Consider the following 13,765-nt stretch of genomic DNA (forward strand, 5'->3'; position numbering starts at 1 on the left):
ATAGGAAAAATGGCAAATCTTGGTATCGGGATCATCGGGGCGGGCAATATCTCCAGCGCGTATCTGCGCCTGGCGCCCCTGTTCAAGGGGCTGGAGGTCCGGGCCGTCGCCGACCTGAACATGGAGGCGGCAAAAGCGCGGGCCGAGGAGTTCAACGTCAAGGCGCAGTCGGTCGATGACCTTCTGGCCAACAAGGACGTGGACGTGGTGATCAACCTCACCATCCCGGACGCGCATTACGCGGTGACGAAGCGCATCCTGGAGGCGGGGAAGCACGCCTATTCGGAAAAGCCGCTGGTCCTGACGCTGGACGAGGGGACGACGCTGCGCGATCTGGCCAAGGCCAAGGGCCTTGCGGTGGGCTGCGCGCCGGACACCTTCCTCGGCGGCGCGCACCAGCAGGCGCGGGCGGTGCTGGACGAGGGGCGGATCGGCACGATCACCTCGGCGGTGGCCTGCGTGCAGAACCACGGGCCGGAAGGCTGGCACCCGAACCCGGAGTTCTTCTTCCTGCCGGGCGCGGGGCCTATGCTGGACCTGGGGCCCTACTACATCGCCAACCTGATCAACTTCCTTGGGCCGGTGAAGCGGGTGGGGGCCATCACCTCGTCGCAGACGCCGACGCGGACCATCGGCTCGGGCGCGCGGGCGGGGCAGGAGATCCCGGTCAAGACGCCCACGAACATCCATGCGCTGCTGGAGTTCCATTCGGGCGCGGTGGTGAACCTGACCACGAGCTGGGACGTCTGGCACCACAAGCGCAACCACTTCGAGTTCTACGGGACCGAGGGCACGCTGTATGTGCCTGACCCGAACTTCTTCGGCGGCGTGGTCGAGGTGGCGGACAAGGCAGGCAACCTGTCCGAGCTGGCGCCTTGGGAGCACCCCTTCGGCGTGCCGAACCAGGACCATCCGCAGCGCGGACCCTTGGCGAACTACCGCACCGCGGGCCTCGCCGACATGGTCGCGGCGCTGCAGGAAGGCCGGGATGCCCGGTGCAGCCTGGAGCGGACGCTGCACGGGGTCGACGTGATGACCGCCTGCCTGAAATCGGGCGAGACGGGGGGCTTCGTGACCCTGACCACCACCTGCACCCGGCCTGCCGCGCTGTCGCCGGCGGAAGCGCGGGCGCTGATGGTCTGACGAACCGGCCCATCTGCCTGGCACCTCCCTGTCAGGCGGGCCGCAGCGGGCGGGGGGATTGAGGGGTCCCTCCGCCCGTATCCAGTTGAAAGAGAAGACAATGCTTCAGAACCCCGTGATCCGTGGCTTCAACGCCGACCCGAGCTTCTGCCGCGTGGGCGAGGACTATTACATCGCCACCTCGACCTTCGAATGGTATCCGGGGGTGCAGATCCACCACAGCCGCGACCTGGTGAACTGGACGCTGGTAAGCCGTCCCTTGCGGCGGGCGAGCCAGCTGGACATGCGGGGGAACCCGGACAGCTGTGGCATCTGGGCACCCTGCCTGAGCTACGCCGACGGGCGGTTCTGGCTGGTCTACACCGACGTGAAGCGGCTGGATGGCGCCTTCAAGGACGCGCACAACTACATTGTCACTTGCGCGACCATCGACGGGGAGTGGTCGGAACCGACCTATGTGAACTCCTCGGGCTTCGACCCGTCCTTGTTCCATGACCGGGACGGGCGGAAGTGGTTCGTCAACATGCGCTGGAACCATCGGGGGAAGGGCACGGGGCTGAACCCGGCCAACGACCTGTTCGACGGGATCGAGTTGCAGGAGTGGCATCCGGAGGAAGGGCTTCTGGGCGAGGTGACGACGATTTATGTCGGAACGGACCTGGGGCTGACCGAGGCGCCGCATCTCTTCTGGCACGACGGGTATTACTACCTGACGACGGCCGAGGGAGGCACGGGGTACGACCATGCGGTGACGCTGGCGCGGTCGCGGGACATCCGGGGGCCGTATGAGACTCACCCCCAGAAGCATGTGATCACGGCGCGGTTTTCGCCCGAGAACCCGATCCAGCGGATGGGGCATGGGCAGTATGTCGAGGGGCATGACGGGCGGTTCTGGCATTCGTTCCTGTGCGGGCGGCCGCAAAAGGGTCCGCGCGGGCTGTTCTGTGCGACGGGGCGCGAGACCGGGCTGGCCGAGGTCGTCTGGCGCGACGGGTGGCTTTGGCTGAAGGACGGCGGGATGCTGCCGCCCACGACGGTGGACCTGCCGGTGGAGCGGGTGGTTCAGGGGGCGGTGGAGTATGACTTCCGGGGATGGGACCTGCCGATGGACTTCCAGTGGCTGCGGACGCCGGAGCCGGAGCGGATCTTCCGGATGACCGGGAGCGCTCTGCGCCTGATCGGGCGGGAGAGCCTGGGGTCGTGGTTCGAGCAGTCGCTGGTCGCGCGGCGGCAGGATGAAGCGGCTTATGAGGCCGAGTGCGATGTGCTGGCCGACCCGCCCAACTGGCAGCGGGCGGCGGGGCTGATCACCTATTACAACCGGCACAAGTTCCATGCGGCTTTGGTGACCAAGGAAGGCGGCGAGCGGGTGGTGACCTTGGTGTCCTGCGAGGGCGACTGGCCGGGCGAGGCGTTGACCTTCCACGGACGCTTCCCGGTAGCGGAGGGCAAGGTGACGCTGGGCGTGAGCGTAACCCAAGCGGTGCAGCGGTTCAGCGTCAATGGCGTGGCGGTGGGGCCGGAGCTGGATGCCTCGGTCGTCTCGGACGAGGGCGGTCGGGGGGAGCATGCAAGCTTTACCGGGGCCTTCGTCGGCGTCGTCGCGCATGACCTGACGGGGCAGGGCTGGACGGCGGATGTGACCCGGTTTCGATATGTGCCCAAAGTGCTTTGAGGATTTGATCAACTCTTGATTGCCGGGCGGATGCGGTCATAAAGGGGCGAAGTGAAGGGAGCCCCGATGGACGCCGAGACCCGCAAGATCCCCAGCCACGAGGTCACCTACGCGCGGCTGCGTGACATGATCCTGTTCGGGCATCTGGCACCGGGGGCTCCGGTCACGATCCAGGGGCTGATCACCGAGCTTGACGCCGGCATGACCCCGGTGCGCGAGGCGATCCGGCGGCTGACGGCGGAAGGCGCGCTTCTGCCGCAGGGCAACCGGCGGGTGGCGGTGCCGGAGCTGTCCTCGGAGCTTCTGGAGCAGGTGGCCTTTGCGCGGCTGGCGATCGAGCCGAAGCTCGCGGAACTGGCCGCGCCGAAGCTGACGGCGGCGCAGATCGACCGGCTGGAGGCGATCGACGGAGCAGTGAACCGGGCAATCGAGGCGGGGAAGCTGCCGGACTACCTGGCGGCGAACCATGCGTTCCACTTTGCCTTGTACGAGGCGGCGGAGGCCCCGGTGCTTCTGGACCTCGCGCGGTCCTTGTGGCTGCGGGCGGGGCCTTCCCTGCGTGCCGTGATCGACCGCTATGGCCGCGAGGCTGCGCCGGACCTCCACCGCGAGGCGCTGGCGGCGATGCGGGCGGGGGATGCCAAGGCTTTGGCGCGGGCCATCGAGCAGGACATCCAGCAGGGCGTGGACCACGTCCGGCAGGCGCTGGCCGAGGGCCACTGAAGGTTTTCGAAATGAGCGCTGGCGCGCGAGGCTTTTGTCTCGTCGTCGGGGCTTGCGCCCTCCTCCTCGGCTGATGGGGGCGCTGCCCCCAAACCCCCGGGATATTTGGGCAAAGATGAAAGGGCTTCGGGCGGTTCATAATTTGATCAAATTTCTTGAACGGCGGCGCGTTTGATCATATCCTGCGGGCAAGACGGGGCATGCGGCCCTGCTGATTCCGCGAGGGTACGCCGATGAACATGATCACCAACCACATGCCGACCGCCGAACTGCAGCGTCTGGACGCGGCGCACCACTTCCATCCCTTCACCGACAAGGCGGGGCTGGCGGCCAAGGGCGCGCGGGTCATCACGCGGGGCGAGGGCGTCTGGCTCACCGACAGCGAGGGCAACCGGATCATCGACGGGATGGCGGGGCTTTGGTGCGTGAACATCGGCTATGGGCGGAAGGAATTGGCCCAGGTCGCAGCGCGGCAGATGGAGGAGCTGGCCTATTACAACACCTTCTTCCAGACGACGCACGTTCCGGCCATCGCGCTGGCGGCAGAGATCGCGAAGCTGGCTCCGGGTGATCTGAACCACGTCTTCTTCGCGGGCTCGGGGTCCGAGGCGAACGACACCAACATCCGTCTGGTGCGCCGCTACTGGGACGTGAAGGGCATGCCCTGGCGCAAGACGATCATCGCGCGGTGGAACGGGTATCATGGGTCCACGATGGGCGGCGGCTCTCTGGGCGGCATGAAGCCGATCCACGCGCATGGCGGCAAGATCGACGGGATCGAGCATATCGACCAGCCCTACTGGTGGGGCGAGGGCGGGGACATGACCGAGGACGAGTTCGGCCTCGCCCGCGCGCAGGAGCTGGAGAAGAAGATCCTGGAACTGGGGCCGCAGAACGTGGCGGCCTTCATCGGGGAGCCGATCCAGGGCGCGGGGGGCGTGATCGTGCCGCCGAAGACCTACTGGCCGGAAATCCAGCGGATCTGCGACAAGTACGGGATCCTGCTTATCGCGGACGAGGTGATCACCGGGTTCGGGCGGACGGGCAACTGGTTCGGGTCCGAGACCTTCAACATCAAGCCGCATATCATGACCATCGCGAAGGGCCTCTCCTCGGGCTATGCGCCCATCGGCGGGTCGATCGTCTGCGACGAGGTGGCCAATGTCGTCGGCGGCGGCGGGGAGTTCTTCCACGGTTACACCTACTCGGGTCACCCCGTGGCCTGCGCGGTGGCGCTGGAGAACCTGCGGATCATGCAGGATGAGAAGATCGTGGAGCATGTGCGGGACGTCGCGTCGCCCTATCTGCGGGAGCGGTGGGAGGCGCTGGTCGACCATCCGATGGTGGGCGAGGCGAAGCTGGTGGGGCTGATGGGGTCCATCGCGCTGACCCCGAACAAGGCGAAGCGGGCGAAGTTTGCCAGCGAGGCCGGGACCGTCGGCTACAAGACCCGGGAGCGGTGCTTTGCCAACAACCTGATCATGCGGCACGTGGGGGACCGGATGATCATCGCCCCGCCGCTGGTGATCACTCCGGAGGAGATCGACGTGCTGATCAGCCGTGCGAAGAAGTCGCTGGATGAGGCCTACAAGATCGTCAAGGACGAGGGGCTTTGGGTCGAGGCCTGATCCTGTCCACGGTGGACATTTTCTGATTTCGCTTTGGAATCAGATGGATGTCCGTGGACGTTAGGGGTTCGTTAAGGCTATGCGGCGCGTCGGATCGGCGCGCCGTCTGTCTTTGGCGATCAGGGTCTCGGCCAGGGCCAGGTTCAGGACCCAGGCGCCGATCATCAGGACGGCGCGGGGGCCTTCGGTGGGTTGGCCGACCAGAAGGAACCACGGCAGGTGGGTGAGGACCTGCGTCCCGGCCCCCATCCCGATGGCATAGGCGCGGAGCATCCAGGCCTTGTGCGCGGGGATGTCGCGGCGAAGGATCGTGGTCACTCCAAGCACCAGCGACAGGGTCATGGCGCTGCCGAAAAGCAGGCGGGCGGCGTAGACGGCCTCACCATCCGCAGTGGCCCAAGGATAGGCGAGGGTCATCCAGAGGCCGCTCAGCGCGGCGATCAGACCCGCGGGGATGAGGCTTCGGCCGGACAGGCGGTGCCAGCGGCTGCGGCGGAGCGAAGGCGAGAACTGGAGCGCGCCGAGGAGGGCGAACCAGGTGGCGGAGAGGATGTGGAGGACCAAGGGCAGCGGGTCGGCATGAAAGCGCGCGGTCTGGGGCGTGGGGCTTCCGGTGCCGAGGTCGGCGAGGCGGGTCAGGCCGGCGAGGACCGGGATCAGCGCGAGGAGGATCAGGGCGGCGGGGATCAGCCAGTCGGTGCGGAGGGGATGTCGGGTCATGGGAGGCTCCGGAGGGGGTGAGGCCGGGATAGCTGCGATGCGTGCATGAAGGAATTGTCGAAAATCGGCTTTCTGTTATGCATCTGTGTATGGATAGGCCGATTGCCCGCTTCGACTGGACCCAGGCCCGTGCCTTTCTGGCGACGGTCGAGGCGGGGAGCCTGTCCAAGGCCGCGCGCGCCCTCGGCCTCACGCAGCCAACGCTGTCGCGGCAGGTGGCGGGGCTGGAGGCCGCGCTGGGGGTGGTGCTGTTCGAACGGGTCGGTCGGGCGCTGGTGCTGACCGAGACGGGTCGGGACCTTCTGGACCATTTCCGCGACATGGGGGCGGCGGCGGAGCGGATTGCGCTGGCTGCGGCGGGGCGGTCCACGGCGCTGGAAGGTCGAGTGACGATCAGCGCCAGCGATGCCTTCGCGGTCCATGTGCTGACGCCTTTGCTGCCCGAGTTGCAGGCGCTGGCGCCGGGGATCGAGGTCGAGGTGCTGGCGTCGAACGCGATCAGCGACCTGCAGCGACGCGAGGCGGATATCGCGGTCCGGCATCTGCGGCCCGTGGAACCGGAGCTGATCGGGAGGCAGGTGGGGGAGTGGCGGGCGCGGCTTTATGCCTCCTCCCTCTATCTGGCGCGGCGGGGGCGGCCTGCTGTGCCGGAGGATCTGGCGGCGCATGACCTCTTGGGCTTTGCGCCGGTCGAGCGGCTGGTGGCGACGCTGAACGGCTTCGGTCTGCCGGTCACGCGGCGGAATTTCCGGCATGTGACGGACAATGGGCTTGTGCTGGCCGGAATGGCCGAGCGCGGGCTGGGGGTGGCGGTGATGCCCTCGGTCTTTGCGGAGCGGCTTGCGGGGATGGAGCCGGTCCTGCCGGACTGGCCGGGGATTCCCGTGCCGCTGTGGCTGATCGCCCACCGAGAAGTGCAGACGAGCCGGCGCATCCGGATCGTCTTCGACTTCCTCGCCGAGGCGCTGGGGCGGGGCTGATCCCAGGTATTTCAAGGCGTTGCAGGGTATGGACTGTGGCTGCGGTCCCCTGTCGGGATTTCTTGTGCTGTATATTGCAAAGCTAGTAAGCTTTATATATGTAAGAGCCAACCAGGAGGCCCTTGCATGATCCGTCCCGCCCTTCTTCTGCTTGCCACCAGCCTTGCCGCCCCGCTTTGGGCCGAGCCTCTTGCACCCATCAAAGTGACCGAATGGAAGGCCGTCTACGGCACAGTCGAGGCGCGGGACCGGATCCCGGCGCGGGCGCGGATCGGGGGCACGTTGGTCGATCTTTCCGTGGCCGAAGGCGACGAGGTCGCGGCGGGGCAGGAGCTGGCGCGGATCGTCGATGACAAGCTGGATTTCCAGCTCGCGGCACTGTCGGCACAGCGGGAGGCTTTGGCGGCTCAGCTCGCCAATGCGGAGGCCGACCTGCAGCGGGGTGAGGACCTGTTGAAGAACGGCGTCACGACGACTCAGCGGGTCGACGCGCTGCGGACTCAGGTGGATGTGCTGAAGGGGCAGATCGCCTCGCTGGTGGCGCAGGCGGATGTGATTGCGCAGCAGGCGAAGGAAGGCGTGGTGCTGGCCCCGGTGGCGGGGCGGGTGCTGGACGTGCCGCTGACCAAGGGCGCGGTGCTGATGCCGGGCGAGGTGGTGGCGGTGGTCGGCGGCGGCGGGACCTTCCTGCGGATCGCGGTGCCCGAGCGTCACGCGGGCGCGCTGGAGGCGGGGGATGCCATCGAGGTGTCCGGCGCGGCAGGGGACCTGAAGGGGAGCCTTGCCCGGGTCTATCCGCTGATCGAGGGCGGCCGGGTCGTGGCCGATGTCGAGATCGCGGGCCTGCCCGACACATTCGTCGGCGCGCGGATGCTGGTGCGCCTGCCGGTGGGCGAGCGCGCGGCGCTCATGGTGCCGAAGGCCGATGTGGTGACGCGGTCGGGTCTGGATTTCGTCGGGGTTCAGGGTGCTGAGGGTGCCGCGCTGCGGTCCATCGTGCCGGGTGAAGTGCGGGTCGTGGACGGGGTCGAGATGGTCGAGGTCCTGAGCGGCCTTGTCGCGGGCGACGTGGTGGTGCCGGCCTCTGCGGTGTCGGGCGGGGTGGGTCATGAGTAAGCATCCGCTGGGGATCGCCGGGGGGCTGACGAAGGCCTTCATCAACTCGGCCCTGACGCCTCTGTTCATTCTTGCCGCGCTGGCGGCGGGTCTGGTGGCGCTGGTCAGCCTGCCGCGCGAGGAGGAGCCGCAGATCTCGGTTCCGCTGGTCGACATCCATGTCCAGGCGCAGGGGTTGAAGGCGGAGGATGCGGTCAAGCTGGTGACCGAGCCCTTGGAGGTGATCGTCAAGGGGATCAACGACGTCGAGCATGTCTATTCCTCGACCCGCGACGACGCGGCGATGGTGACGGCGCGGTTCGAGGTTGGAACGCGGTCCGAAGACGCGATCCTGCGGGTGCATGACAAGGTGCGGGCGAACATCGACCGCATTCCGGTGGGGATTCCGGAGCCGCTGATCGTGGGGCGTGGGATCGACGACGTGGCGATTCTGACGCTGACTTTGTCAGGGGGCGGGCTGAGTTCGAACGACCTGACGCGGATCGCGCGGACCCTGCAGACCGAGGTGGCGAAGACCGAGGACGTGGGGCTGACCTATCTGGTGGGCGACGCCCAGGACGCGATCCGGATCGAGCCGGACCCGGACCGGCTGGCGCTCTATGGCGTGACCTTGCAGCAGCTGGCGGGCAAGGTGGCGCAGGCGAACCGGACGCTGAACACGGGAAAACTGCGCGACCAGGGCCAGATGGTGGACCTGGTGGCGGGGGAGACGCTGACGGCCCCGGCCGAGGTGGCGCAGTTGTTGCTGACCACGCGGGACGGGCGGCCGGTCTATGTCTCGGACGTGGCCACGGTGGCTTACGTAGAGAACACGAAGGACGCCGTCGTCTGGCACCTGGCGAAGGGTGGCGAGGCGGGTCCGGCGGTGACGCTGGCGGTGGCGAAGCGGGCGGGGGCCAATGCGGTGGTGGTGGCCGAGGCGGTGCTGCACCGGGTGGAGGCCTTGGAGCCGAAGCTGATCCCCGAAGGCGTGACGGTCACGGTGACGCGGGACTATGGCGAGACGGCGAACGAGAAGGCGAATGAGCTGCTGTTCCACCTGGGCCTCGCGACGGTGTCGATCATCGCGCTGGTGTGGCTGGCGATCGGCTGGCGCGAGGCGGGGGTGGTGGCGATCGTCATTCCGGTGACGATCCTGCTGACGCTGTTCGCCGCCTGGGTGATGGGCTTCACGCTGAACCGGGTCAGCCTCTTCGCGCTGATCTTCTCCATTGGCATCCTGGTCGATGACGCCATCGTCGTGATCGAGAACATCGACCGGCACTGGGGGATGGACCGCCGCAAGCCGCGGCTGCAGGCGGCCATCGAGGCGGTGGCGGAGGTCGGGAACCCGACCATCGTGGCGACGCTGACGGTGGTGGTGGCTCTCCTCCCGATGCTGTTCGTGAGCGGGCTGATGGGGCCCTACATGTCGCCGATTCCGGCCAATGCCTCGGCGGCGATGATCTTTTCCTTCTTCGTTGCGGTGATCATCACGCCCTGGCTGATGGTCAAGATTGCGGGCCGCGCGGACATGCACGAGCACGCGCAGGATGACGAATACGGCGGGCATCATGGCGGGTGGCTGGAGCGGGCCTATACGGCTGTCGCGCGGCCGGTGCTGGCCTCGAAAGGTCGGGCGCTGGGGTTCCTTCTGGTCACGGCGGCGCTGTCCTTCGGGTCGCTGGTGCTGCTCTATACCCGCGACGTGACGGTCAAGCTGCTGCCCTTCGACAACAAGTCCGAGCTGTCGGTGGTGATCGACCTGCCCGAGGGGTCGTCGGTGGAAGCAACCGACCGCGTGGCGCGGGATGTGGCCGATGTGGTGATGGGGCTGGAGGAGGTAACCTCGGTCCAGACCTACGCGGGCACTCCGGCACCGTTCAACTTCAACGGGTTGGTGCGGCACTATTACCTGCGCGCGGAGCCTCAGCTGGGCGAGGTGGCGATCAACCTGGCGGGCAAGGCCGACCGCGACCGGGCGAGCCATGACATCGCGCTGGACCTGCGCGAGCGGCTGAAGGGCCTTGCGGTGCCGGAGGGGACGAGCCTGAAGGTGGTGGAACCGCCGCCGGGGCCGCCGGTGATCTCGACGCTTCTGGCCGAGGTCTACGGGCCGGACGCCGAGACCCGGCGCGCGGCGGCGGCAATGATCCGTCAGGCCTTCGAGGCGGTGCCGTTCATCGTGGATGTGGACGACAGTTTCGGCGTCCAGGCGCGGCGGCTGCGGGCCACGATTTCCTCGGACGACCTCGATTTCTACGCGGTACAGGAGCAGGACGTGTTTGACACGCTTGCGCTTCTGAACGGCGGCCAGACGGTCGGCTATTCGCACCGGGGCGAGGGGCGGCTGCCGATCCCGCTGGTGGTCGGGCGCGACAAGTCGGACCGGGTGCTGGACGAACGCTTCCTGACCACGCCGATCCCGGCCAATGCCCTGCCGGGCGCGCGGGGGGTGGTGGAGCTGGGCGATGTGGTGACGGTCAGCGAGGAGGCCGCGAGCTTCCCCATCTTCCGCCACAACGGCCGCGATGCGGAGATGGTGACGGCAGAGCTGGCAGGCGACTTCGAGGCACCGCTTTACGGGATGCTGGCGGTTGCCGACCAGATCGAGGCGATGGACTGGCCCGAGGGCACCAAGCCCGAGATCGCGCTGCATGGCCAGCCGGAAGACGAGGGCAAGGTCACCCTTCTGTGGGACGGCGAGTGGGAAGTGACCTTCGTCACCTTCCGCGACATGGGGGCGGCCTTCGGGGTGGCGCTCTTGGGCATCTACATCCTGGTCGTGGCGCAGTTCGGGTCGTTCAAGCTGCCCTTGGTGATCCTGACGCCGATCCCGCTGACTTTCCTGGGGATCATGTTCGGCCACTGGCTTTTCGGCGCGCCGTTCAGCGCCACCTCGATGATCGGCTTCATCGCGCTGGCGGGGATCATCGTCCGCAACTCGATCCTTCTGGTGGACTTCATCCGCCACGGGGGCGGGGTCACGGTGGACCTGCTGATCGAGGCGGGCGCTATCCGCTTCAAGCCGATCCTCTTGACCGCCATCGCCGCCATGATCGGCGCGGTGGTGATCCTGGCGGACCCGATCTTCCAGGGTCTCGCCATCTCGCTCTTGTTCGGTCTGCTGAGCTCCACGCTCCTGACCGTGCTTGTCATCCCGGCGATCTACCGCGTGTTCCGAACCGGGTCGGAACAGACTGCCTGATCAGAGGAGGAGACTGAAATGGCACATGTCGTTGTTCTGGGGGCCGGACTTGGCGGCGCCATCATGGCTTACGAGTTGAAGGACCAGTTGCGCCCCGAAGACAAGGTGACGGTGGTGACGAAGGACCCGAAGTACCACTTCGTCCCCTCGAACCCCTGGATCGCCGTGGGCTGGCGCGACCGCGAGGACATCACGGTGGACCTTGCGCCTACGATGCAGAAGAAGGGGATCGACTTCATCCCTGTCGCGGCCGAAAAGCTGGTGCCGGAGGAGAACCGGATTGCGCTGGTCGACGGCAAGTCGGTCACCTACGACTATCTGGTGATCGCCACGGGGCCGGAGCTAGCCTTCGACGAGGTGGAGGGATTGGGGCCGCAAGGCTTTACCCAGTCGATCTGCCATATCGACCATGCCGAGGCGGCGAAGTCCGTGTTCGAGAAGCTGGTGGCGAACCCCGGGCCGGTGGTCATTGGCGCGGCGCAGGGGGCAAGCTGTTTCGGCCCGGCCTATGAGTTCCTGTTCATCCTGGAAACCGCGCTGCGCCGGGCCAAGGTGCGGGACCGGGTGCCGATGACCTTCGTCACGCCCGAGCCTTACGTGGGACATCTGGGCCTCGACGGGGTGGGGGACACCAAGGGGCTGCTGGAGTCCCAGATGCGCGAGAAGCACATCAAGTGGATGACCAACACTCGGATCAAGCGGGTGGAGGAGGGCCACATGTTCGTCGAAGAAGTGGGCGAGGACGGACAGGCCAAGGCCGAGAAGGACCTGCCTTTCGCCTTTTCCATGATGCTGCCCGCCTTCCGGGGGATCAAGCCGGTCTCGGGGATCGAGGGGCTGTCCAATCCGCGCGGGTTCACCATCGTCGACAAGCACCAGCAGAACCCGAAGTACCCCAACATCTTTGCGGTGGGTGTCTGCGTGGCGATCCCGCCGATGGGGCCAACCCCGGTCCCCTGCGGGGTGCCGAAGACCGGGTTCATGATCGAATCGATGGTCACCGCCACGGCGCACAACATCGGGAACCTGGTGCGTGGGAAACAGCCGGACCAGGTCGGGACCTGGAACGCGGTCTGTCTGGCCGATTTCGGCGACGGGGGCATCGCCTTCGTGGCCCAGCCGCAGATCCCGCCGCGCAACGTCAACTGGTCGTCGAGCGGCAAATGGGTCCACCTGGCGAAGGCGGGGTTCGAGAAGTACTTCCTGCGCAAGCTGCGCAAGGGCCAGTCCGAACCCTTCTACGAACACCTCGCGCTGAAGGCGCTGGGGATCGACAAACTGAAAGCAACCACCAAAGGATGAGGTGAGCAAATGTCCATTGATGCAGCCGTTCTTCGCTTTGCCGGGGTGATGGTCCTTCTCAGCGTCGTGCTGACGGCCTATGTATCGCCTCTGTTCGTCTGGTTCACCGTCTTCATCGGGCTGAACCTGTTGCAGTCCTCGTTCACCGGTTTCTGCCCGGCGGCGATGGCGTTCCGGGCGATGGGGTTCAGGAAGGGGTGCGCCTTCGAATAGGAGCGGACGATGGGAGAGATCCTGGAAGGGTTCGGCGGCACGGCCGAACAGGCCGCGAAGGCGGTGGCGTTGTTGAAGTCGCTGTCGCACGAGGGGCGGCTGCAGATCCTCTGCTGCCTGGTGGACGGCGAGCGCAGCGTCTCGCAACTGGCCGAGGCGCTGGGCTCGAGCCCCGTGACGGTGTCGCAGCAGCTGATGCGGCTGCGCGCCGAGAGCATCGTGCAGACCCGGCGCGAGGGGAAAAGCGTGATCTATCGCCTGGCGCGCGCCGAGGTGGCGGCCGTCGTGACAACGCTGCGCGACACCTTCTGCGCGAAACCCTAGGCCCGGGGGGCGGTCAGATCAGGTTCTGTTCCCGCGCGATCATCGCGGCATGGGTGCGGTTGCGCGCGTTCAGCTTCCGGCTGAGCGTCTTGACATGCAGCTTGATCGTCACTTCCTGCAGGTCCAGGCCGCGGGCAATTTCCTTGTTGGACTTGCCTTCGCAGAGGCCGCGCAGCACCTCGGTCTCGCGCTGGCTGAGGTTGCCCGAGCCGGCTTCGCCCGACTGCAGGAAGTTGAAGGGGGCATAGACCTCGCCGGCGGCCATGAAGCGCACGGCGCTGACCATCGACCGGGAGGACATGGTCTTCGGAACGAAGCCGGCAGCCCCCGCCCGGATCGCCTGTTCGGCCAAGGTGCGCGAGGAGGTGCCCGAGATGATCGCGACGGGGCGGCGGTCGTTGGCGGCGATCATGCGGTCGAGGCCCTCGAGCCCGTTCATGCCCGGCATGTTGTAGTCGAGCAGCACGAGGTCGAAGCTGCCGGAGTCTTCCGCGGCACGGATCGCATCGTCGAGGGTGGGCACGGTCCGGACTTCGACCACGCCTTCGCCCTGCAGAAAGGCGGCCAGGGCTTCACGCACCAGATCATGGTCATCGGCTATCAGCACACGCATGGCACTGATCTTGGGCACTTCCGAGACGACCGTCAACGGGCGCAGCGAAAGGGATTGTAGCGACTGCATAGCATAATGCCTTTCAATGGAACCGGAAGCGCAACGGTCGGAACGAAAGCCTCTCAACCGGATGTTAGCGGC

12 protein-coding genes are annotated in these 13,765 nt (G+C 66.9%); 10 read left to right on the forward strand and 2 right to left on the reverse strand.

The window, feature by feature from the left end; all coding sequences use genetic code 11:
- The first annotated feature begins 9 nt into the window (after positions 1-9).
- The 4 genes from ACE3Q6_RS03735 (at position 10) to ACE3Q6_RS03750 (ending at position 5,169) form a co-directional block, all read left to right on the forward strand.
- Complete coding sequence (locus tag ACE3Q6_RS03735; RefSeq protein WP_374428629.1) at positions 10-1,143, forward strand: Gfo/Idh/MocA family protein; 1,134 nt, start codon at positions 10-12, stop codon at positions 1,141-1,143.
- Positions 1,144-1,243: 100 nt separating this feature from the next.
- On the forward strand, positions 1,244-2,818 hold the full coding sequence (locus ACE3Q6_RS03740) for a glycoside hydrolase family 43 protein (RefSeq protein WP_374428631.1): 1,575 nt from the start codon (positions 1,244-1,246) through the stop codon (positions 2,816-2,818).
- Positions 2,819-2,884: 66 nt separating this feature from the next.
- The gene (locus ACE3Q6_RS03745; protein WP_374428633.1) at positions 2,885-3,541 is read left to right on the forward strand and encodes a GntR family transcriptional regulator; all 657 of its coding nucleotides are present in this window, start codon (positions 2,885-2,887) and stop codon (positions 3,539-3,541) included.
- A gap of 233 nt (positions 3,542-3,774) precedes the next feature.
- Positions 3,775-5,169 (forward strand): aspartate aminotransferase family protein, encoded by a 1,395-nt coding sequence (locus tag ACE3Q6_RS03750; protein ID WP_374428635.1) that lies wholly within the window; start codon positions 3,775-3,777, stop codon positions 5,167-5,169.
- A 60-nt stretch (positions 5,170-5,229) separates the two neighbouring features.
- On the opposite strand, the gene ACE3Q6_RS03755 is transcribed toward ACE3Q6_RS03750, so the two are convergent.
- On the reverse strand, positions 5,230-5,889 hold the full coding sequence (locus tag ACE3Q6_RS03755) for a DUF2306 domain-containing protein (protein ID WP_374428637.1): 660 nt from the start codon (positions 5,887-5,889) through the stop codon (positions 5,230-5,232).
- Between the two features lie 89 nt (positions 5,890-5,978).
- Here ACE3Q6_RS03755 and ACE3Q6_RS03760 point away from each other — a divergent pair, with 89 nt between their 5' ends.
- The 6 genes from ACE3Q6_RS03760 to ACE3Q6_RS03785 all read left to right on the forward strand — a co-directional run bounded on the left by ACE3Q6_RS03760 (position 5,979) and on the right by ACE3Q6_RS03785 (position 13,011).
- On the forward strand, positions 5,979-6,869 hold the full coding sequence (locus ACE3Q6_RS03760; protein ID WP_374428639.1) for a LysR family transcriptional regulator: 891 nt from the start codon (positions 5,979-5,981) through the stop codon (positions 6,867-6,869).
- Positions 6,870-6,995: 126 nt separating this feature from the next.
- Entirely contained in the window at positions 6,996-7,985 is a 990-nt protein-coding gene (locus tag ACE3Q6_RS03765; protein ID WP_374428640.1) for an efflux RND transporter periplasmic adaptor subunit, read from the forward strand.
- Complete coding sequence (locus ACE3Q6_RS03770; protein WP_374428642.1) at positions 7,978-11,172, forward strand: efflux RND transporter permease subunit; 3,195 nt, start codon at positions 7,978-7,980, stop codon at positions 11,170-11,172. The genes ACE3Q6_RS03765 and ACE3Q6_RS03770 overlap by 8 nt, the downstream gene beginning before the upstream one ends.
- 18 nt (positions 11,173-11,190) lie before the next feature.
- On the forward strand, positions 11,191-12,474 hold the full coding sequence (locus ACE3Q6_RS03775) for an NAD(P)/FAD-dependent oxidoreductase (protein WP_374428644.1): 1,284 nt from the start codon (positions 11,191-11,193) through the stop codon (positions 12,472-12,474).
- A gap of 9 nt (positions 12,475-12,483) precedes the next feature.
- The gene (locus tag ACE3Q6_RS03780) at positions 12,484-12,687 is read left to right on the forward strand and encodes a DUF2892 domain-containing protein (RefSeq protein ID WP_374428647.1); all 204 of its coding nucleotides are present in this window, start codon (positions 12,484-12,486) and stop codon (positions 12,685-12,687) included.
- 9 nt (positions 12,688-12,696) lie between these two features.
- Entirely contained in the window at positions 12,697-13,011 is a 315-nt protein-coding gene (locus ACE3Q6_RS03785) for an ArsR/SmtB family transcription factor (protein ID WP_374428651.1), read from the forward strand.
- 13 nt (positions 13,012-13,024) lie between these two features.
- Here ACE3Q6_RS03785 and ACE3Q6_RS03790 read toward each other — a convergent pair whose 3' ends face one another.
- Positions 13,025-13,624 carry a response regulator transcription factor gene (locus ACE3Q6_RS03790; RefSeq protein ID WP_374428654.1) on the reverse strand — a complete coding sequence of 200 codons (600 nt, stop codon included), beginning with the start codon at positions 13,622-13,624 and terminating at the stop codon, positions 13,025-13,027.
- Positions 13,625-13,765: the final 141 nt, after the last annotated feature.

This window comes from Tabrizicola sp. (assembly GCF_041913445.1).
In the GTDB taxonomy this organism is placed as follows: Bacteria; Pseudomonadota; Alphaproteobacteria; order Rhodobacterales; family Rhodobacteraceae; genus Tabrizicola.

What these genes read in the sequence shown, in the direction of transcription:
- ACE3Q6_RS03735 (WP_374428629.1), top strand. Translation starts at nt 10, where the DNA reads ATGGCAAATCTTGGTATCGGGATCATCGGGGCGGGCAATATCTCCAGC.
- ACE3Q6_RS03740 (WP_374428631.1), top strand. Translation starts at nt 1,244, where the DNA reads ATGCTTCAGAACCCCGTGATCCGTGGCTTCAACGCCGACCCGAGCTTC.
- ACE3Q6_RS03745 (WP_374428633.1), top strand. Translation starts at nt 2,885, where the DNA reads ATGGACGCCGAGACCCGCAAGATCCCCAGCCACGAGGTCACCTACGCG.
- ACE3Q6_RS03750 (WP_374428635.1), top strand. Translation starts at nt 3,775, where the DNA reads ATGAACATGATCACCAACCACATGCCGACCGCCGAACTGCAGCGTCTG.
- ACE3Q6_RS03755 (WP_374428637.1), bottom strand. Translation starts at nt 5,889, where the DNA reads ATGACCCGACATCCCCTCCGCACCGACTGGCTGATCCCCGCCGCCCTG.
- ACE3Q6_RS03760 (WP_374428639.1), top strand. Translation starts at nt 5,979, where the DNA reads ATGGATAGGCCGATTGCCCGCTTCGACTGGACCCAGGCCCGTGCCTTT.
- ACE3Q6_RS03765 (WP_374428640.1), top strand. Translation starts at nt 6,996, where the DNA reads ATGATCCGTCCCGCCCTTCTTCTGCTTGCCACCAGCCTTGCCGCCCCG.
- ACE3Q6_RS03770 (WP_374428642.1), top strand. Translation starts at nt 7,978, where the DNA reads ATGAGTAAGCATCCGCTGGGGATCGCCGGGGGGCTGACGAAGGCCTTC.
- ACE3Q6_RS03775 (WP_374428644.1), top strand. Translation starts at nt 11,191, where the DNA reads ATGGCACATGTCGTTGTTCTGGGGGCCGGACTTGGCGGCGCCATCATG.
- ACE3Q6_RS03780 (WP_374428647.1), top strand. Translation starts at nt 12,484, where the DNA reads ATGTCCATTGATGCAGCCGTTCTTCGCTTTGCCGGGGTGATGGTCCTT.
- ACE3Q6_RS03785 (WP_374428651.1), top strand. Translation starts at nt 12,697, where the DNA reads ATGGGAGAGATCCTGGAAGGGTTCGGCGGCACGGCCGAACAGGCCGCG.
- ACE3Q6_RS03790 (WP_374428654.1), bottom strand. Translation starts at nt 13,624, where the DNA reads ATGCGTGTGCTGATAGCCGATGACCATGATCTGGTGCGTGAAGCCCTG.